Below are 17,225 nucleotides of genomic sequence, written 5' to 3' on the forward strand. Positions count from 1 at the left end.
TTGAACCTGGATGAAATGAACGCCCTGCTGCGCCAGATGGAAGCGACCGAGCGATCCGACCAGTGCAACCACGGTCGGCCCACCTGGCGGCAGATCAGCATCAAGGAGCTGGATGCGCTGTTTATGCGGGGCCGTTAGCCGGCAAGCAACCCACAGGCGCCAGCCCGTCGCAAAGCGGCACTGAACTTTTCAGCGCACAAGGTGTCACTCATGACTATGAAACGCTGGCACCTGTTCGCATCCTTTTGTACCGCGCTGGCCTTGCTGGCCGGTTGCGCCACGCTTGACGAAAAGCAGCGCGTCTGGATTTTTCAGCCCAGCGACCGCACCTGGAGCGGCGGCGCTGCAGCCGCCCAAGGCATGGACGACGTCTGGATTTCCCTGAATGGCAGTTCCAGTGATCGGCTGCACGGCCTGTGGCTGGCGGCCGACGAGCCGAAAACAACCAGGACCGGCCAGACCGCTGGCGCACCCGTCATGCTCTATCTGCACGGCGCGCGCTACAACGTCACTGGCTCGGCCCCGCGCATACGCCGGATGCAGGCGCTTGGGTTTTCGGTGCTGGCGATTGACTACCGCGGTTTCGGCAAAAGCACGGCAGCCCTGCCATCGGAAGCGTCGGCCTACGAAGACGCGCGCGCAGCCTGGGACTGGCTGGCGGAAAAATACCCGGATCGTCCCCGCTACATCTTTGGCCATTCGCTGGGCGGGCCCATCGCCATCCACCTGGCGACCGAAGTGGCCGATGAAAGCGGCACCATTGTTGAAAGCACTTTCACCTCGATTGCCGACGTGGTCAGCAACTCCCGCTGGGGCTGGCTTCCGGTGTCGCTGCTGATCACCCAGCGTTTCGAGGCAGTCCGCAAAGTCGACAAGATCGGCTCCCCCTTGCTCGTGGTGCATGGCGACGAAGACCAGTTGATCCAGCCCGACCTGGGGCGCAAGCTCTTTGATGCTGCGGTTCAGCCCAAGCTGTTCATGCTGGTGGAGGGCGGCTCGCACCACAACACCAACACGGTGGGCCAGCCGCAGTACCGGCGGGCCATGGCGCAACTTTTCAACCTGCCATAACACCGAGTTGGTGCGCAGCCATCTATCAAGCCCACAGCATCAGTGATGCAAAGTAACCATCTTGGTGCATATTGATCCAATTTTTGAAAATCACGGCTAAAAATACTCACAATTGGTGCAATTCCCCGGCAAAATGTTCTTTTTGCATAAGTTCATGCACCATTTAAAGGACCAAAGCGAATGAAGTACAAAACCCTGGAAAGCTTTTTGAGCCATGTCGCGGCCCGCAACCCGGGCCAGCAGGAATACCTTCAGGCCACGACCGAAGTCATGGAAAGCCTCTGGCCCTACATCCAAAAGCATCCCAAATACGCTGAACACGGCCTGCTCGACCGCCTGATCGAGCCCGAGCGCACCATCATGTTCCGCGTGTCCTGGATCGATGACCGGGGCGAGGTCCAGGTCAACCGCGGCTACCGCATCCAGCACAGCTCGGCCATCGGCCCGTACAAGGGCGGCTTGCGCTTTCACCCCTCGGTCAACCTGTCCATCCTGAAGTTCCTGGCATTCGAGCAGACCTTCAAGAACGCGCTGACGACCCTGCCCATGGGCGGCGGCAAGGGCGGCGCCGACTTTGACCCCAAGGGCAAGAGCCCGATGGAAGTGATGCGCTTTTGCCAGGCCTTCGTCAGCGAACTGTTTCGCCACATCGGCGCCGACACCGACGTGCCGGCCGGCGACATCGGCGTGGGCGGGCGCGAGGTCGGCTTCATGGCCGGCATGTACAAAAAGCTCAGCAACCGCTCCGACTGCGTGTTCACCGGCAAGGGACTGGCCTTCGGCGGCTCACTGATCCGCCCCGAGGCCACCGGCTACGGCACGGTTTATTTTGCCCAGGAAATGCTCAAGCAAACAGGCCGCTCGCTGGACGGTCTGCGCGTGAGCGTCTCGGGCTCTGGCAATGTCGCGCAGTACGCGGTTGAAAAAGCCATGGCGCTGGGCGCCAAGGTCATCACCGTGTCGGACTCCAGCGGCACCATCGTGGACGAGGACGGCTTCACCACCGAAAAACTGGCCGAGCTGATGGAGGTCAAGAACCACCTGTATGGCCGGGTCAACGACTACGCCCAGCGCACCGGTGTGGCGTTTCACGCCGGTGTGCGGCCATGGCAGATTCCAGTCGATGTTGCCCTGCCCTGCGCGACGCAGAACGAACTCAACGCGGAAGACGCCGCCACGCTCGTGAAAAATGGCGTGATCTGCGTGGCCGAAGGCGCCAACATGCCCTCGACGCTCGACGCCGTGCGGGTATTCGAGGGCAACGGCGTGCTGTACGCACCGGGCAAGGCCAGCAACGCAGGCGGCGTGGCCACCTCAGGCCTGGAAATGAGCCAGAATGCCATGCGCCTGTCCTGGTCGCGTGATGAAGTCGATGCGCGCCTGCTGCAGATCATGCAGGACATCCACAGCGCCTGCCTGCAATACGGCCGCCGCGACGACGGCACGCTGAGCTACGTGGACGGCGCCAACCAGGCCGGCTTCGTCAAGGTGGCCGACGCCATGCTGGCCCAAGGCGTGGTCTGACCCTGGCCGCCACCGGGCCTGGACGGGCATGAATCTGCTACGCTCAGATGCATGCCCGCCACACCGAACCCGCCTGATTTCACGCCCAGCGTGGGGCGCCAATACCTTTCCTTGGCCGGCCCGACGGCCGCCGGCAAAACCGCCGCCGCCCTCGCGATTGCCGCGCGCTACCCGGTCGAGATCATCAGCGTCGACTCTGCACTGGTCTACCGGGGCATGGACATTGGCACGGCCAAGCCCAGCGCCGATGAATTGGCCGCAGTAAAGCATCACCTGATCGACATTCGCGACCCGTTACAAGCCTACAGCGCGGCCGAGTTTGTGCGCGATGCGCAGCAGCTGATCACCGACATCCATGCGCGCGGCAAGCTGCCGCTGCTGGTGGGCGGCACCATGCTGTACTTCAAGGCGCTGCTGGACGGCCTGGACGACATGCCGGCGGCCGACCCGGCGGTGCGCGCCGTGCTGGCGGGGGAAGCCCTTGAAAAAGGCTGGCCCGCGCTGCATGCCGAGCTGGCACGGGTCGACCCCGTCACCGCCGCGCGCCTGGCGCCCAACGACTCGCAGCGCATCTCGCGGGCGCTGGAGGTGTTCCGGGTCTCAGGCCAGCCGCTGTCGTTCTTTCATCAGCGCAACGCTATTGAAAAAATAGCTACTCAAGCAGAACAGACGGGGTCTACAACCCTTATTTCCTTGGAACCGAGCGACCGCGGCTGGCTTCACGGCCGGATTGCCGAACGCTTTGATGCGATGCTGGCGGCCGGTTTCCTGGACGAAGTCAAGGCGCTGCGCGCGCGCGGCGACCTGGCGCCCGACTTGCCGTCGATGCGCTGCGTTGGCTACCGGCAGGCTTGGGAAGCGCTGGACGGCACCAGCCCACTGGCCGGGCTGCGCGAAAAAGGCATCATTGCCACGCGCCAGTTGGCCAAGCGCCAGGTCACCTGGCTGCGCGCCATGCCGCAGCGGCGCGTGGTGGCCTGCGATGCGCCCGACGCACTGCAGCAGGTGCTGGCGCTGGTGCAGGCGCAAGTGGAAAGCTTTTGATGGGCCTGCAGATCAGCCAGCTGGGCAAGCGCTATGGCGACACCGCCGTGTTCAGCCAGGTGTCGTTCAGCGTGGCACCGGGCGAGTTCGTCGCCATCGTCGGCGAATCGGGCGTGGGCAAATCCACGCTGCTCAACTGCATGGCCGGGCTGGACAGCTGGGACGAAGGCAGCGTCACGCTGAACGGCGCCGACCTGGGCGCCATGTCCGACGACCAGCGCGCGCTGCTACGCCGCCGCCAGGTCGGCTTTGTGTTTCAGGCTTTTCATGTTCTGCCGCATCTGGACGTGGCGCAAAACGTGGCCCTGCCCCTGCTGCTGCTGGGCCAGCACGACGACGCCCGGGTGCAGGCCATGCTGGACGCCGTGGGCCTGAGCGGCTTGGGCAGCCGCCTGCCGCAGCAACTGAGCGGCGGGCAACTGCAGCGCGTGGCGATTGCCCGCGCGCTGGTGCACCGCCCCGGCTTGCTGCTGGCCGACGAGCCCACCGGCAACCTGGACCCCACCACCGCCGCCAGGGTGATGGACGCGCTGCTTGGCCAGACACGCGAACACGGCGCCGCGCTGGTGCTGGTGACACATTCGCAAGCGGCCGCCAGCCGCGCAGACCGGGTGCTGCACCTGAGCAGCGAAGGCATCACTGGCTGATCGGCTGACGGGCTGACGGGCTGACGGGCCAAAAACTGCGTTCTTGTCCCATCCGCTTGAGATTTCGCAAACACATTCAGCGCGGCAAAAACTACATTGAAGTCATGCCACGCGAACTTCGCTCAGGCGAGACTTGCGGGGCATGGAGCTGGGGGGTTCAAGCAATTGGGCCAAGTTCTGATGTGTGACATCGGAACGGATGAGGACGTCCCCAGACGTATCAGCCTGACAAACTGATCCGGGGTCCTCGCCACCACCGCCAGCCCCTGAAAAGGCTGGCGGGTCCGTTTCAGGGGGGAGCGTTTGCACATGCCGGACTTCGAGGCCAAGCTGAAATTCCTGCAGTCGCCCGAGGCCTACGGCGAACCCGGGGCACAGCCGGCGTGCATTGAAACCCACATGTCCTGGGTGTTCCTGGTAGGCGACCGGGTCTACAAGCTCAAAAAACCGGTGCGCTTTCCCTTCCTGGACTTCACCACCTTAAAGGCGCGCGCGTTCTTCTGCCGCGAAGAAGTCCGGCTGAACCGGCGTCTGGCCCCCGGCGTCTATCTGGGCCTGATGGCGCTGCAGTGGCGGGACGGCGCTTTTGCGATGGTGCCTGAAGCGCGCCTGCCGCTGCCCGCCTCGGGTGAAACACTTGACTGGCTGGTGTGCATGCAGCGGCTGCCCGAGAGCCGGATGCTGCACCAGCTGATCGCACAGGGGCGCGTCGCGCCCGCCGATATCGATGCGCTGGTGGCGGTGCTGGGCGCGTTTTACCGCGCAGCCCCATCCGTTGCATTGAGCCCGAACGACTACCTGGCCCGCTTTCAGTACGGCCAGGCCGCCAACCGCGAGGTTTTGCTGCGGCCGCAGTTCGGACTGCCCAACGCAGCGCTGGCCATGGACCGGCTGGATGCGGCGCTGATGCGGCATGCCGATCTGCTGCACGGGCGTGCAGCGGCCGGGCGCGTGCTGGACGGGCACGGGGATTTGCGGCCCGAGCATGTCTGCCTGCTGGCGCCCCCGGTGGTGATTGACTGCCTGGAATTCAATGCACAACTACGCCAGACCGATCCTTTTGATGAACTGGCCTATCTCAGCCTGGAATGCGATTTACTGGGAGCGCCGTGGATTGGCCCGCGCCTGGTGTCTGGCTGCGCCGCCGCGCTGGGCGACGCGCCCCCGCCGGCCCTGCTGCAGGTCTATACCGCCTACCGCGCCCTGGTGCGCGCCCGCCTGTGCATGGCGCATCTGCTGGACACGCAACCCCGCACGCCTGAAAAGTGGCCGCCGCTGGCGAGTCGCTACATTGCCTGCGCGCTGGCTGCGTTGGCCGACCTGAAAAACCATCAAATTCCTAGCGTGCACCTGCTGCATGGCTCGCCCTGATCGCCTCGGAAAACAGCGGCGCGGCCGACACCACGCGCAGCTTGCTGCGCACCGCGCCCGCCTCTAGCAGGCGAAACGGCGGCACGCTGTCGGTCACGACGATTTGCGCCAGGCTGCCGTCCGCCAGCACCTCGCCGGCCGGGCCGGTGAACAGGCCATGCGCTGCAAACGCCAGCACTTCCCGCGCGCCGGCCTGGCGCAGCGCCACGGCCGCGCGCCGCATGGTGTCGCCGCTGGCGATCAGGTCGTCAAGCAGCAGCACCGTCAGGCCGTCCACCTCACCGGCCACCAGGTTCTCGCTACTGACCACGCCCGCGCTGCGGCGTTTGTCCACCATGGCAAAGCCCACGGGCCGCGCCAGCGTTTGCGCCAGCGACTCGCGCCACAGCTGCGCGCGCTTCACGCCGCCCGGGTCGGGGGAAGCCACGGCCAGCGGGGGGTCGCCGGCCAGCGCGTGCACCAGCGCATCAAACACCCGGTGCGCCTCAAGATGCACGGTGGTGCAGCGAAAAGCGTTCTGGAACGCCGCCACGTTGTGCGCCTCCAGCACCATGAGCTGCGACGTGCCGACCGCCTCAAACAGCTGCGCCACATAGCGCAGCGTGACCGGATCAAAGGGTTTGGTTTGCCGGTCCTTGCGCGCATAGGCCAGGTAGGGCACCACCGCCGTCACCCGCGCAGCGCCGTGCTCACGCAAGGTGGCAATAAACATCAGCAGGTGGCACAGCTTGTCGTGCGGGCTGTCGCCTGGCCCGCCGTGCAGGCTGGCCACCACATAGGTATCACGGCCGCGCGGGTCCACCAGGGGCCGGAGCTTATGCTCTCCGTCCTCAAAGCGCCGGTCCTCATGGGGCGCCAGCATAAGCCCCAGGCTGGCAGCCAGCGCCTGCGCGAAGTTGGCGTCGGAATCAAGCGAAAAAAGCAGCATGGTCCAGGTCCCTTTCGGTGCCGCCAAATTGACGGGCAAAAACCATTGTTGAAGAGGCGGCCCGCCCCGCGTTGATGCACATCAAGCCATCCACCCCGCGCCCGCCATTGAGCGCCGGATGTCGCCGCGCTTGCGGATTGTCAAATGCCGTCTCAAGCCCTTGGCGCATAAACGAAGGCGTGGAACATTTACCGAAACCGCCAGGCACCACCCTGCGCAACCATTGGGAACACTTTGAGCATGGCGCCGACATTGGCGTGCGCGGCATAGGCGCGACCAAGGCCGGCGCGTTTGAGCAAGCCGCGCTGGCGCTGACGGGCGTGATCACCGACCCGCAGCATGTGGCCGCGGTCGGCACGGTGCACATCCGCTGCGAAGCGCCGGACGACGAGCTGCTGCTGGCCGACTGGCTCAATGCGCTGATTTACGAGATGGCCGTGCGCAACATGCTGTTCAGCCATTTTCAGGTTGAGCTGGACGGCACACGGCTGAACGCGCAGGCGAGCGGCGAGACCACCTCGGTGCAGCGCCACCAGCCGGCGGTCGAGGTCAAAGGGGCCACCTACACCGCCCTGCGCGTCGCACCGTTTGATGGCGGCTGGCTGGCGCAAACCGTGGTGGATGTGTAAGCCATGGACATGAACCTCTTGAAGCAAAAGGCGCCCTGTGCCTGGGAGATCGCGGCCCAAGGCCGGATGCTGGTACCGGCCATCATTTATGCCAGCGAGGACCTGGTGCGCGCCATGGACCACAAGGTCTACGAGCAGGCGGTGAACGTAGCGATGCTGCCGGGTATCGTCGGCGCCTCGTATGTGATGCCCGACGCCCACTGGGGCTACGGCTTCCCGATTGGCGGCGTGGCGGCGTTTGACGCCGATGCGGGCGGCGTGGTGTCGGCCGGCGGCGTGGGCTTTGACATTTCGTGCGGCGTGCGCTGCCTGCACACCGGCCTACGCCGCGAGCACATCTTGGCCGTGCAGCACAAGCTGGCCGACGCGCTGTTTGAGCAAATTCCGGCCGGCGTCGGCAGCACCGGCTCCATCCGGCTGAACGTCGCGCAAATGGAAGCCATGCTCAGCGGCGGGGCGAAGTGGGCGGTGGGTCGCGGCTGGGGCAGCAGCGCCGACCTCGAACGCATCGAGGAGCGCGGCCAGATGCTGCACGCCAAACCCGGCAACGTGTCGGAACAAGCCAAGAAACGACAGCGCGAGGAAATGGGCACGCTGGGCTCTGGCAACCATTACCTGGAGGTGCAGGAAGTCACGGCGGTGTTTGATGACACCATTGCCGCCGCCTATGGCCTGCACCTGGGCGATGTGGTGCTGATGATCCACTGCGGCTCACGCGGGCTCGGGCACCAGATCGGCACCGAGTTTTTGCGCCGCATGGTGGAGGCCGCGCCCAGCCACGGCCTGGTGCTGCCCGACCGCGAACTGGCCTGCGCGCCGATTCGCTCCGACCTGGGCCAGGAATACCTGGGCGCGATGCGCGCCGCCATCAACTGCGCGCTGGCCAATCGCCAGATATTGACGCACCTGGTGCGCGAGGTGTTTGCCGGCCTGCTGCCGTCGGCCCGGTTGCCCCTGCTGTATGACGTGTCACACAACACCTGCAAGCTGGAGACCCACAAAGTGGATGGAAAACTGCGCGAACTCTATGTGCACCGCAAGGGCGCGACGCGGGCCTGGGGTCCCGGCCACCCGGAGTTGCCAGAGGCCCTGCGCGCCAGCGGCCAGCCGGTGCTGATTGGCGGCTCCATGGGCACGGGATCCTATGTGCTGGCGGGCACCACAGCGTCGGAGTCGCTGGCATTTTCATCGGCCTGCCACGGTGCCGGCCGCGCCATGAGCCGGCACCAGGCGCTCAAGACCTGGAACGGGCGCACGGTCATCGATGAACTGGCACAACGCGGCATTCTGGTGCGCAGCCCCTCCCCGCGCGGGGTGGCCGAAGAGGCCCCCGACGCCTACAAGGACGTGCGCGCGGTGGTGGACGCCGCCGACGCGGCAGGCCTGGCGCGCAAGGTGGCGCGGCTGGAGCCGCTGATCTGCATCAAGGGCTGAATCAGTGACCACCGTCACGCTCTGGCTGGCCGGCGATGTGATGACCGGACGCGGCATTGACCAGATCCAGGCGCACGCCGTGCCGCCGGTGCTGTATGAAAGCTGGGTGCACGATGCGCGCGACTACGTGCAGCTGGCCGAGCGGCTCAATGGACCGGTGCAGTCCCCCGTGGCGCCGGGCTATATCTGGGGCGATGCGCTGGCCGAGATTGACCAGCGCCAGCCTACGCTGCGACTCGTCAATCTTGAAACGTCCATCACCACCTCGGAAGCCGCCTGGCCCGGCAAGGGCATTCATTACCGCATGCACCCGGCCAACATCGGCTGCATCGCTGCCGCCCGCATTGAATGCTGCGCACTGGCCAACAACCATGTGCTGGACTGGGGCCGGGCCGGTCTGGACCAGACCCTGCGCACACTGCAGCAGGCGGGCATCCAAAGCGCGGGCGCCGGGAGCGATCTGGAGGCGGCCTGCGCGCCTGCGTCCTGGTCGCTGCCCGGCGGCGCGCGCCTGCGGGTGTTTGCGTGGGCGGGGCCAGACAGCGGCGTGCCCGCCGACTGGGCCGCCACGCCCGAGCAGTCTGGCGTGGCCTGGTTGCCCGCCTGGGACGAGGCCGGTGCGCTGCAGGTGGCCGCACAGGTGGCCCGCCAGCGCCAGCCCGGCGATGTGGTCGTGGTGTCGCTGCACTGGGGCGGCAACTGGGGTGTGGAGGTGCCGGCGCGGCATCGCCGCTTTGCCCAGCGCCTGATCGAGTTGGGGGCGGCTGACGTGATTCACGGCCATTCGTCGCACCATCCAAGGCCCATCGAGGTCTACCGCGGGCGGCTCATTCTGTATGGCTGCGGCGACCTGATCAATGACTACGAGGGCATCTCGTTCCAGGAGCGCTTTGACCCGAGCGCCGTGTGCCTGTATTTTGCGCACCTTTGCAGCGAAACCGGCGCACTGCAGCAGCTCGACATCGTCCCGATGCAGCTGCGGCGGCTGCAACTGGTGCATGCGGACGCAGCCGCCCGGGAAAGCCTGCAAGCCTTGTTTGAAAGCGAAGCCCACCAACTCGGTACCCGCGTGCAGGCGCAAGCCGACGGCAACTGGCGGCTGCATTGGTGATGATGCAGCGCCGGCGTGCGCCAATCCGCTTTTCTACGGCCGCATCTGGCGCTCGCGTTTTCCCTCGCTGTCGATGGCACCGACCAGCAAACTAAACTCTTGCGACAAGATATCGAGCACATCGTCGAGCGTCACCACCCCTATCAACTCGCCCTGCCCGCCCACCACCGGAATGCGCCGCACGCCCTTGCGGCGCATGGTGCGCACCAGGTCAATCAGCGAATCGTCCTCGCGCGCGGTGACCAGGTCGGTGGTCATCACGTCTTCAACGCGCAGGGCGGCGGCATCCAGGCCGGGCGCGACCACGGCGGTCACGATGTCGCGGTCTGTGAGCACCCCCACCACAATGCGTTTGCCCGCTACTTCATCGACCACCACCAGGCAGCCCACATGGTTGTCGCGCATCAGGCGCGCAGCCCCGTCTAGCGGGGTTTCCCCGAAGGCGATGGTGACGCTGCGCGAGCAAATTTCACCAGTCGTTAAACGTTCACCCATGTTGTTCTCCCTGATTTTTTGTGTCATTTTCTGTGGGGAAACCACGCCATAGCCAGCCCATTTTTAGCCCATGCCGTGCTTGCCCAGGCTCACACGCTTGGCCTGCAGGCCTTCGCCGCCCACCTCGGGAATGAACTGCACGGCGCTGCCGGTCTGCAGGTTTTCAAACGGCGTGCCGGCCACGTTGTCGCGGCCAAAGTAATATTCGTCGCCATTGGGCGTGCGGATAAAGCCAAAGCCGCCATCGCCGTCCAGTCGCACCAGTTCGCCATGCAGGGGCTGCGCATGCAGCTTTTCCTGCCCCCTGCGCTGGCGCACCACGTCTTCGAGCTGGCGTTTCATGTTGTCGAACGCATCGCGCAAGGCCACGTATACGTCCTCGTCCTGAACCCGGTTGACCACCAGTTCGTGGCCCGGCAGCGTGAGGTCGATATGCACGCCATAGGGGCGCCCCTGGTGCTTGTGTTTTTGCTCCAGCTCAATCGCGACACGGCAGGTCATGATGTCGGGGGCAAACGCTTCAAGCTTGTCGGCGTGCGCGCGCGCGCTGGCCTCCAGCGCATCGGAAGGCTCCATGCCGCGAAATTGAATGTGGACCGGAAGCTGCATGCTGATCTCCTAAATGGCGAATGAATCCATTCTGGAGCGCGCCCCGGCGGAAGGCTTGAGATTTGTCAACGCGGCCAGACAAACACCGCGGCCTGAACACGCCCTGCTTAGCGCATAAACTTCAGTGCGCCTGCCGCTAACCCGAAAGTCCTCCTCCTGATGATCAGCCTGCTCAAAACCTTCTCCTGGCAGGAACTGCTGCACCATAAATGGCGCAATGCCGCCGCCGTGGTGGCCGTGATGCTGGGCGTGGCGCTGGCGTTTTCAGTGCACCTGATCAATGCGTCGGCGCTGGCCGAGTTTTCACAGGCGGTGCGCGCCGTCAGCGGCCAGCCCGACCTGGAACTGCGCGCAGTGCAAGGCAGTTTTGACGAAGCCGTTTATGCGCGCGTGGCCACGCACCCGCAGGTGGCGCTGGCCAGCCCGGTGCTGGAACTGGGCACCTACGCCGTAGCGGCTGACAGCCAGCGCGTCGCGCTGCGCATCATTGGCGTTGATGTGCTGGCGGTGGCCGCCATGGCACCCGCGCTGATGCCCGTGCCTTCAGCCAGCGCGGCCGATGCCGACCGCTTTGCGCTGTTCGCCCCAAGCGCTGTTTTCCTGAACCCCGCCGCGCGGCAACTGCTCACTGCCCCGCAGCTGAACCTGCAAAGCGGGCTGGCACTGCGCCGCGTCAGCGTGGCCGGCACAGTCAGCGCAGGCGGTGGCCCGCTGGCCGTGATGGACATTGCGGCGGCGCAGCAGCTGTTCGAGCGGACCGGCGTGCTGTCGCGCATAGACGTGCGGCTCAAGGCCGGCAGCGATGCGCGCGGCTTTACCGAAGCGCTGCAGTTGCCACCCGGCATCACGGCCAGCGCGCCGGGCGACGCCGCCGAGCGCGTCAGCAACCTGTCGCGCGCCTACCGCGTCAACCTCACGGTGCTGGCGCTGGTGGCGCTGTTCACGGGCGCGTTTCTGGTGTTTTCGGTGCTGTCACTGAGCGTGGCCAAGCGGGCGCAGCAGTTTGCGCTGCTGGGCGTGCTGGGGCTGACGGGCCGGGAGCGGCTGCAGCTGGTGCTGATCGAGTCGCTGCTGCTGGGCCTGCTGGGCAGCGCGCTGGGGATTGCACTGGGCAGCGCGCTGGCCGGGCTGGCGCTGCGGTTGCTGGGCGGCGACCTGGGCGGCGGCTACTTTGCCGGCGTGGCCCCCGCCTTGCAGTGGAGCAGCGCAGCCGCGCTGACCTATGGCGCGCTGGGCGTGCTGGCAGCCGGCGTGGGCGGCTGGTGGCCGGCGCGGGCGGCACAAAAGCTGCCCCCCGCACAAACCCTCAAGGGGCTGGGCCTGGCCGCCGGGGCGGGTGCCAGCCGCTGGGTCAGTCTGTCGCTGATGGCCGCAGGCGGTCTGCTAGCCCTGCTGCCGCCGGTCTTTGGCATTCCGCTGGCGGCATATTTTTCAGTCGGGCTGCTGCTGGTGGGCGGCATCACGGCGCTGCCCTGGCTGATTTCGCTGCTCTACAACCAGCTCAGCCCCTGGGTGGCGCACCGCCTGCTGCCCATGCTGGCCGTGGAGCGCGCACGCCGCGTGCGCGAAAGCGCGGCAGTCGCCGTCAGCGGCGTGGTGGCCTCGCTCAGCCTGGCCGTGGCGCTGACGGTGATGGTGGCGAGTTTCAGGGGTTCGGTCACGCAGTGGCTCGATGTGGTGCTGCCCGCCGACCTGTATGTGCGCACGGCCCTGGGCACGCCGGCCAGCGACACCGCCTATTTCTCGCCCGGGTTTGTGCAGGCGCTGGCCGGTTTGCCCGGCGTGGCGCGCGTCAGCACCTTGCGCACCACGCAACTGCAACTGGACCCGGGCCAGCCTGCCGTGGCCCTGATTTCCCGCACTATCGAGGACCCGGCCACCACGCTGCCGCTGGTGGGCCAGGCGCTGCCGGTGCCGCCCGGCGCTATCGGCATTTACGTGAGCGAAGCAATGGTCGACCTGTATGGCGCCCGGCCAGGCACCGTGTTCATCCCACTCTCACAGTCATTTAGTGCTCTAGGCCAATCAGAACGGGAACAAGCAGCTACTGATTCAATAGCAAATACAAGCAGCACCCGGTTTTATGTGGCGGGCGTGTGGCGCGACTACGCCCGTCAGTTTGGCGCCATCGCCATCGCGCAGCGCGACTTTGAGCGCCTGACCGGCGACCGGCGCGTCAACGACCTGGCGGTCTGGCTCAACGCCGGCGCCAGCGACGCAGCCGTGCAGCAGGCCATACGCGGCCTGGCCGAGCAGCAATCGGGCGCTGGCGCGCTGCTGGAAATGGCCTCGGTCAGCCAGATCCGCGCCACGTCCTTGCGGATTTTTGACCGCAGCTTTGCCGTGACCTACTGGCTGCAGGGCGTGGCGATTGCGATTGGCCTGTTTGGCGTGGCGGCCAGTTTCAGCGCGCAGGTGCTGGCGCGCCGCAAGGAGTTCGGCCTGCTGGCGCACCTGGGGCTGACACGGCGGCAAATCCTGAGCGTGGTGGCCGGTGAAGGCGCGGCCTGGACAGCGATAGGTGCTGTGGCCGGGCTGGGGCTGGGGCTGGCGGTGTCCACGGTGCTGGTGCATGTGGTCAACCCGCAAAGCTTTCACTGGACCATGGACCTGCAAGTGCCGTGGGGCCGGCTGCTGGCGCTGTGCGCCGCCGTGATGCTGGCCGGCACGCTGACAGCCTGGCTGGCCGGGCGCGCGGCGGCGGGCAAGGATGCGGTGCTGGCGGTGAAGGAAGACTGGTGAGGCCGCTCGCACTCTTTGAGCCTGCCAACGGCCCTGTCGCTCTGGCAGGGTAGCCGTTCAATTCAAGGGTTACGCTCTGGCTCATTTTCTGGCGTTTACACAACTCACACAACTCACGCTTTTTTGCACCTCTGGGGCTTGCCGATTGATATTTGTCATCTCCGCGCAGCGTCACACGCCTAGCATGAACAGATCACCGGAAGAAGGAATCCAGGATGTCAACTGCTCAGTACCGAATCGAAGGCATAGACAGGTTAATGGGTCGCTTGATCCCGTCACCCAACTTCAGTCACCTTTACCGAAATTACTCGCTGGCCGTGGCCGTGGCGGTCAAAAGTCTCGCTGATCCAACGTGCCAGGAAGTCCGGGTGGTGCATGTACCCACCGGCGAAATTGTTTTTCAAACCACGGCCCAGCCCCAAGCCTATTGAACGCAGGCCGCAGCGCCAGCGGCCTTGCTGCGAGAATCGGGGCATGCGCCCTCGTCAAATTTTCCTGATGCACTCCGTGCGGGCCCGCTGACATGCGCCGACTGCCCGCCAGCCTGCTTCGCCGCCATTTTTTGCTCGCCGGGTTGACGGGACTTGCAAGCTGGCCCCACCCCGCGCTCGCCCTGCCCGCCAAGGCCCTGGTTTTTCCGCGCGACCGGGGCGCGCACCCCGACTTCAGGACCGAGTGGTGGTACATCACCGGCCAGGCATCGACTACGGATTCGGGCGCGCGCAGCTTTGGTTTTCAGCTCACGTTTTTCCGCGCACGGGTTGAGGCCACGCAGGCCATGACCTCGAAATTTGCCGCCAAACAGCTGCTGTTTGCCCATGCGGCCATCACCGATGTAGCGGGCAGGAAACTCTGGCACGACCAGCGCATTGCGCGCGCCGGCTTTGGCGTGGCCGAGGCCAGCGAGCAGGACATGGCCGTCACGCTGCGCGACTGGTCGCTGAAGGCCCAGGGCAGCACGTATACCGCCGAGCTGGCGGCGGCGGACTTTGCCCTGAAGCTGCAGTTTGAGGAAACCCAAAACGTACTGCTGCAGGGCAAGCAGGGCTTGTCGCGCAAGGGGCCCGAAGAAAAGCAGGCCAGCTACTACTACAGCCAGCCCCAGCTGGCCACGCGCGGCAGCCTGCAGTTACAGGGCAAAACGTTTGACGTGACCGGCAAGTCCTGGCTGGACCACGAGTGGAGCCAGGAACTGCTGCACCCGAGCGCGGTGGGATGGGACTGGATCGGCATGAACCTGGCGGACGGCAGCGCACTGACGGCGTTCAGGCTGCGCGACAAGGACGGCAGCACGGTATGGGACGGCGGCTCGTTCCGGTCGGCCCAGGGCGCGCTCACCATTTTCAGCCGGGGCGACGTGGTGTTCAAACCCGTGCGGCGCTGGAAAAGCCCGCTGACCCAGGCCAGCTACCCGGTGGAATGGGCAGTGCGCACCCCCGCCGGTTCTTACACGGTGCGGGCCGTGCTGGACAACCAGGAGCTCGACAGCCGCCAGTCTACCGGCGCCATTTACTGGGAAGGCCTGAGCGCACTGATAGGCAGCAACGGCAAGCCGGTGGGCAGCGGCTACCTGGAAATGACGGGCTATGCCCAGGCACTGCGGCTGTAACACGGCCGACTGCAGCGCCTAAGCCTGATAGCCCGCCTGCTGCGCGACAAACCCGTCAAACGCGGCCAGCAGCGAAGCAAACAAATCGGCATTCCCGTCAAGCTGCGCCAGCGCGGCGCAGGTGGCTTCCAGCGTCGACAACTGGTCGGGCTTGTGGGCCTTGCGAATCCGGTAGTGAGAAGCGGGCATGTCCTGCAAGGCCAGCCGGGGCAACTGGTGCAGCAGCGGGTTGAGGTAGAGCATCTTGCGGCTCTTGCGCCAGGTGCCGTCCAGCACGATCAGCCGCAGCCGGGACGGCGCGCGCAGGCGCTCCGGGTCCAGAACAGGCGGCGCGGGCAGGCCCAGCGACTGGTGTTGCGGCGAGTCGGGGTAGAGCAACACCGTGTAATCGGGCGCTTTCGCCGCAGCCTGCCCGTGCAGCGGCGCGCTGATCAGCGCTTGCAGGGCGGCCTCGTCAAATACCTCCCCGGTGACCAGCGCGCTGCGCGCCAGGCTCAGGTGCAGCAGCCGCGCACTGCCTTTGGCCTGATCCACTTCCAGCGGATGCTGCAGCACCACCACCTCGACCTGGTGCGCCACCGGCGTGATCCACTGGCAGATACAGCTGCGCTGCGGGCGCAGGCAAACCGCGCAGGTCGCGCGCGGGATGCGGTTGATTGGTTCGTCCTTGAGCATGGGTAGCGATTGTCGGTGCTTGGGGAGATGCGCCCTTGCCCAGGCGCGGATAAAGGCATGCCGCGACAATCACCCCCATGAAAGCACTTGAAAACATTGCCCTGTCCATGCTCGACCTGGTTGCCGTGCGCGAGGGCGGCACGGTGGCTGACGCGCTGGCGATTGCCCTGCGCACCGCGCAACACGCCGAATCGCTGGGCTTTACCCGCTACTGGCTGGCCGAACACCACAACATGGCCGGCATCGCGAGTTCTGCCACCGCCGTACTGGTGGGTTATGTGGCCGGCGGCACGCAGCGCATCCGCGTGGGCTCGGGCGGCGTGATGCTGCCCAACCATGCGCCGCTGGTGGTGGCCGAGGCCTTTGGCACGCTGGCCGAGCTGTACCCGGGCCGCATCGACCTGGGCCTGGGCCGCGCGCCCGGCACCGACCAGGCCACGATGCGGGCGCTGCGCCGCGACCGGACCGAGAGCGCCGATGATTTTCCGCAGGACGTGGCCGAGTTGCAGCGCCTGCTGGCCCCGGCGCAACCGGGCCAGCGCCTGATTGCCATGCCGGGCGCAGGCACCAACGTGCCGATCTGGCTGCTGGGCTCCAGCCTGTTTTCAGCGCAGCTGGCCGCCGAGCGCGGCTTGCCGTATGCCTTTGCCTCGCACTTCGCGCCCGGCCTGCTGATGCAGGCGCTTGACCTCTACCGCGGCCGGTTCAAGCCGTCGGCCACGCTGGCCAAGCCTTATGTGACGATTGGCGTGCCGCTGATTGCCGCCCCCACCGACGCCGAGGCCGAGTACCTGGCCAGCAGCACCTACCAGCGCGTGCTGGGCATCTTGACGGGCGACCGGCGTGGCCTGCAGCCGCCGGTAGAGAACTTCATGGCCCAGCGGCACCCGCAGGAGCGCGCCGCCATCAGCGACTTCCTGGCCGCTGCTGTGATAGGCGGGCCGGACACGGTGCGCGCCGGCCTGAGCGCGCTGGCCCAGGCCACCGACGCCGATGAGTTCATGCTGGTGTGCGATGTGTTCGATCCGGCCCTGCGGCTGCGCTCGCTGGACATAGCGGCTGCGGCGGCGCGCCCGTGACAACTGCTTGATTCGTTGCCTACCGGGTGCAGCCCGGCCTGTCCGCTCAGGCGACCAGTCCGGTGGCCATCAGGCCCGCCGCCACGACGCCGGCCACGGACACCAGCGCCATGCGCGCCGAAGCGCACCAGAGCGTCAGGGGTTGCGCTGGCTCCGGGGCCAGTTGCTCCGGATTCACAAAGTGATTTATCTTGTTTGTCATTTTTTTTCTGCCGCTGTCTGCAGGCCTTGCGCGGTATCGAGCATGCGGCGCAAAT

Annotated in this window: 17 protein-coding genes; 12 read left to right on the forward strand and 5 right to left on the reverse strand. The window is 66.1% G+C overall.

Annotated features, from left to right (window positions below):
* The first annotated feature begins 216 nt into the window (after positions 1-216).
* The 5 genes from IV091_RS05525 to IV091_RS05545 all read left to right on the forward strand — a co-directional run bounded on the left by IV091_RS05525 (position 217) and on the right by IV091_RS05545 (position 5,657).
* Positions 217-1,071 carry an alpha/beta fold hydrolase gene (locus IV091_RS05525; protein ID WP_293466270.1) on the forward strand — a complete coding sequence of 285 codons (855 nt, stop codon included), beginning with the start codon at positions 217-219 and terminating at the stop codon, positions 1,069-1,071.
* A gap of 180 nt (positions 1,072-1,251) precedes the next feature.
* Positions 1,252-2,595: an NADP-specific glutamate dehydrogenase gene (gene gdhA, locus IV091_RS05530; RefSeq protein ID WP_293466224.1), complete on the forward strand. Its 1,344-nt coding sequence runs from the start codon at positions 1,252-1,254 to the stop codon at positions 2,593-2,595.
* A 51-nt stretch (positions 2,596-2,646) separates the two neighbouring features.
* On the forward strand, positions 2,647-3,639 hold the full coding sequence (miaA, locus tag IV091_RS05535; protein ID WP_293466227.1) for a tRNA (adenosine(37)-N6)-dimethylallyltransferase MiaA: 993 nt from the start codon (positions 2,647-2,649) through the stop codon (positions 3,637-3,639).
* The gene (locus IV091_RS05540; RefSeq protein ID WP_293466230.1) at positions 3,639-4,286 is read left to right on the forward strand and encodes an ABC transporter ATP-binding protein; all 648 of its coding nucleotides are present in this window, start codon (positions 3,639-3,641) and stop codon (positions 4,284-4,286) included. Before miaA ends, IV091_RS05540 begins: the two co-directional genes overlap by 1 nt.
* Before the next feature lie 309 nt (positions 4,287-4,595).
* A complete protein-coding gene (locus IV091_RS05545; protein WP_293466233.1) occupies positions 4,596-5,657 on the forward strand; it encodes a hypothetical protein in 1,062 nt (353 codons plus the stop codon).
* Here IV091_RS05545 and prs read toward each other — a convergent pair.
* A complete protein-coding gene (gene prs / locus IV091_RS05550) occupies positions 5,626-6,585 on the reverse strand; it encodes a ribose-phosphate diphosphokinase (RefSeq protein ID WP_293466236.1) in 960 nt (319 codons plus the stop codon). The two genes, IV091_RS05545 and prs, sit on opposite strands and share 32 nt — an antisense overlap.
* Before the next feature lie 179 nt (positions 6,586-6,764).
* On the opposite strand from prs, the gene IV091_RS05555 reads away from it, so the two are divergent.
* The 3 genes from IV091_RS05555 to IV091_RS05565 are packed head-to-tail and all read left to right on the forward strand — an operon-like array spanning position 6,765 to position 9,759.
* Entirely contained in the window at positions 6,765-7,214 is a 450-nt protein-coding gene (locus tag IV091_RS05555) for an archease (protein ID WP_293466239.1), read from the forward strand.
* A gap of 9 nt (positions 7,215-7,223) precedes the next feature.
* The gene (locus tag IV091_RS05560) at positions 7,224-8,648 is read left to right on the forward strand and encodes an RtcB family protein (RefSeq protein ID WP_293466242.1); all 1,425 of its coding nucleotides are present in this window, start codon (positions 7,224-7,226) and stop codon (positions 8,646-8,648) included.
* Positions 8,649-8,652: 4 nt separating this feature from the next.
* The gene (locus tag IV091_RS05565; protein WP_293466245.1) at positions 8,653-9,759 is read left to right on the forward strand and encodes a CapA family protein; all 1,107 of its coding nucleotides are present in this window, start codon (positions 8,653-8,655) and stop codon (positions 9,757-9,759) included.
* A 33-nt stretch (positions 9,760-9,792) separates the two neighbouring features.
* Here IV091_RS05565 and IV091_RS05570 read toward each other — a convergent pair whose 3' ends face one another.
* Positions 9,793-10,254, reverse strand: a complete 462-nt coding sequence (locus tag IV091_RS05570) for a CBS domain-containing protein (RefSeq protein ID WP_293466248.1) — start codon at positions 10,252-10,254, stop codon at positions 9,793-9,795.
* Between the two features lie 63 nt (positions 10,255-10,317).
* Positions 10,318-10,863: an HPF/RaiA family ribosome-associated protein gene (locus tag IV091_RS05575; RefSeq protein ID WP_293466251.1), complete on the reverse strand. Its 546-nt coding sequence runs from the start codon at positions 10,861-10,863 to the stop codon at positions 10,318-10,320.
* A 159-nt stretch (positions 10,864-11,022) separates the two neighbouring features.
* Between IV091_RS05575 and IV091_RS05580 the strand changes: the two genes are divergently transcribed.
* The 3 genes from IV091_RS05580 (at position 11,023) to IV091_RS05590 (ending at position 15,214) form a co-directional block, all read left to right on the forward strand.
* Positions 11,023-13,605: an ABC transporter permease gene (locus tag IV091_RS05580; protein WP_293466254.1), complete on the forward strand. Its 2,583-nt coding sequence runs from the start codon at positions 11,023-11,025 to the stop codon at positions 13,603-13,605.
* Between the two features lie 215 nt (positions 13,606-13,820).
* On the forward strand, positions 13,821-14,036 hold the full coding sequence (locus IV091_RS05585; RefSeq protein WP_293466257.1) for a hypothetical protein: 216 nt from the start codon (positions 13,821-13,823) through the stop codon (positions 14,034-14,036).
* A gap of 92 nt (positions 14,037-14,128) precedes the next feature.
* Entirely contained in the window at positions 14,129-15,214 is a 1,086-nt protein-coding gene (locus IV091_RS05590; protein ID WP_293466260.1) for a lipocalin-like domain-containing protein, read from the forward strand.
* A gap of 18 nt (positions 15,215-15,232) precedes the next feature.
* Here IV091_RS05590 and IV091_RS05595 read toward each other — a convergent pair whose 3' ends face one another.
* Entirely contained in the window at positions 15,233-15,889 is a 657-nt protein-coding gene (locus tag IV091_RS05595) for a tRNA-uridine aminocarboxypropyltransferase (protein ID WP_293466263.1), read from the reverse strand.
* Positions 15,890-15,966: 77 nt separating this feature from the next.
* On the opposite strand from IV091_RS05595, the gene IV091_RS05600 reads away from it, so the two are divergent.
* A complete protein-coding gene (locus IV091_RS05600; protein WP_293466266.1) occupies positions 15,967-16,968 on the forward strand; it encodes an LLM class flavin-dependent oxidoreductase in 1,002 nt (333 codons plus the stop codon).
* A gap of 46 nt (positions 16,969-17,014) precedes the next feature.
* Here the strand turns inward: IV091_RS05600 and IV091_RS05605 are convergent, their stop codons facing one another.
* Complete coding sequence (locus IV091_RS05605; RefSeq protein ID WP_293466268.1) at positions 17,015-17,170, reverse strand: hypothetical protein; 156 nt, start codon at positions 17,168-17,170, stop codon at positions 17,015-17,017.
* Between the last annotated feature and the right edge of the window lie 55 nt (positions 17,171-17,225).

The sequence above is a fragment of the Polaromonas sp. genome, from assembly GCF_018780625.1.
Taxonomy (GTDB): Bacteria; Pseudomonadota; Gammaproteobacteria; order Burkholderiales; family Burkholderiaceae_C; genus Polaromonas.

Bases quoted from the DNA above. Each gene is read 5' to 3' on its own strand.
- IV091_RS05525 (WP_293466270.1), top strand. From the start codon at position 217: ATGAAACGCTGGCACCTGTTCGCATCCTTTTGTACCGCGCTGGCCTTG.
- gdhA (WP_293466224.1), top strand. From the start codon at position 1,252: ATGAAGTACAAAACCCTGGAAAGCTTTTTGAGCCATGTCGCGGCCCGC.
- miaA (WP_293466227.1), top strand. From the start codon at position 2,647: ATGCCCGCCACACCGAACCCGCCTGATTTCACGCCCAGCGTGGGGCGC.
- IV091_RS05540 (WP_293466230.1), top strand. From the start codon at position 3,639: ATGGGCCTGCAGATCAGCCAGCTGGGCAAGCGCTATGGCGACACCGCC.
- IV091_RS05545 (WP_293466233.1), top strand. From the start codon at position 4,596: ATGCCGGACTTCGAGGCCAAGCTGAAATTCCTGCAGTCGCCCGAGGCC.
- prs (WP_293466236.1), bottom strand. From the start codon at position 6,585: ATGCTGCTTTTTTCGCTTGATTCCGACGCCAACTTCGCGCAGGCGCTG.
- IV091_RS05560 (WP_293466242.1), top strand. From the start codon at position 7,224: ATGAACCTCTTGAAGCAAAAGGCGCCCTGTGCCTGGGAGATCGCGGCC.
- IV091_RS05570 (WP_293466248.1), bottom strand. From the start codon at position 10,254: ATGGGTGAACGTTTAACGACTGGTGAAATTTGCTCGCGCAGCGTCACC.
- IV091_RS05575 (WP_293466251.1), bottom strand. From the start codon at position 10,863: ATGCAGCTTCCGGTCCACATTCAATTTCGCGGCATGGAGCCTTCCGAT.
- IV091_RS05580 (WP_293466254.1), top strand. From the start codon at position 11,023: ATGATCAGCCTGCTCAAAACCTTCTCCTGGCAGGAACTGCTGCACCAT.
- IV091_RS05585 (WP_293466257.1), top strand. From the start codon at position 13,821: ATGTCAACTGCTCAGTACCGAATCGAAGGCATAGACAGGTTAATGGGT.
- IV091_RS05590 (WP_293466260.1), top strand. From the start codon at position 14,129: ATGCGCCGACTGCCCGCCAGCCTGCTTCGCCGCCATTTTTTGCTCGCC.
- IV091_RS05595 (WP_293466263.1), bottom strand. From the start codon at position 15,889: ATGCTCAAGGACGAACCAATCAACCGCATCCCGCGCGCGACCTGCGCG.
- IV091_RS05600 (WP_293466266.1), top strand. From the start codon at position 15,967: ATGAAAGCACTTGAAAACATTGCCCTGTCCATGCTCGACCTGGTTGCC.
- IV091_RS05605 (WP_293466268.1), bottom strand. From the start codon at position 17,170: ATGACAAACAAGATAAATCACTTTGTGAATCCGGAGCAACTGGCCCCG.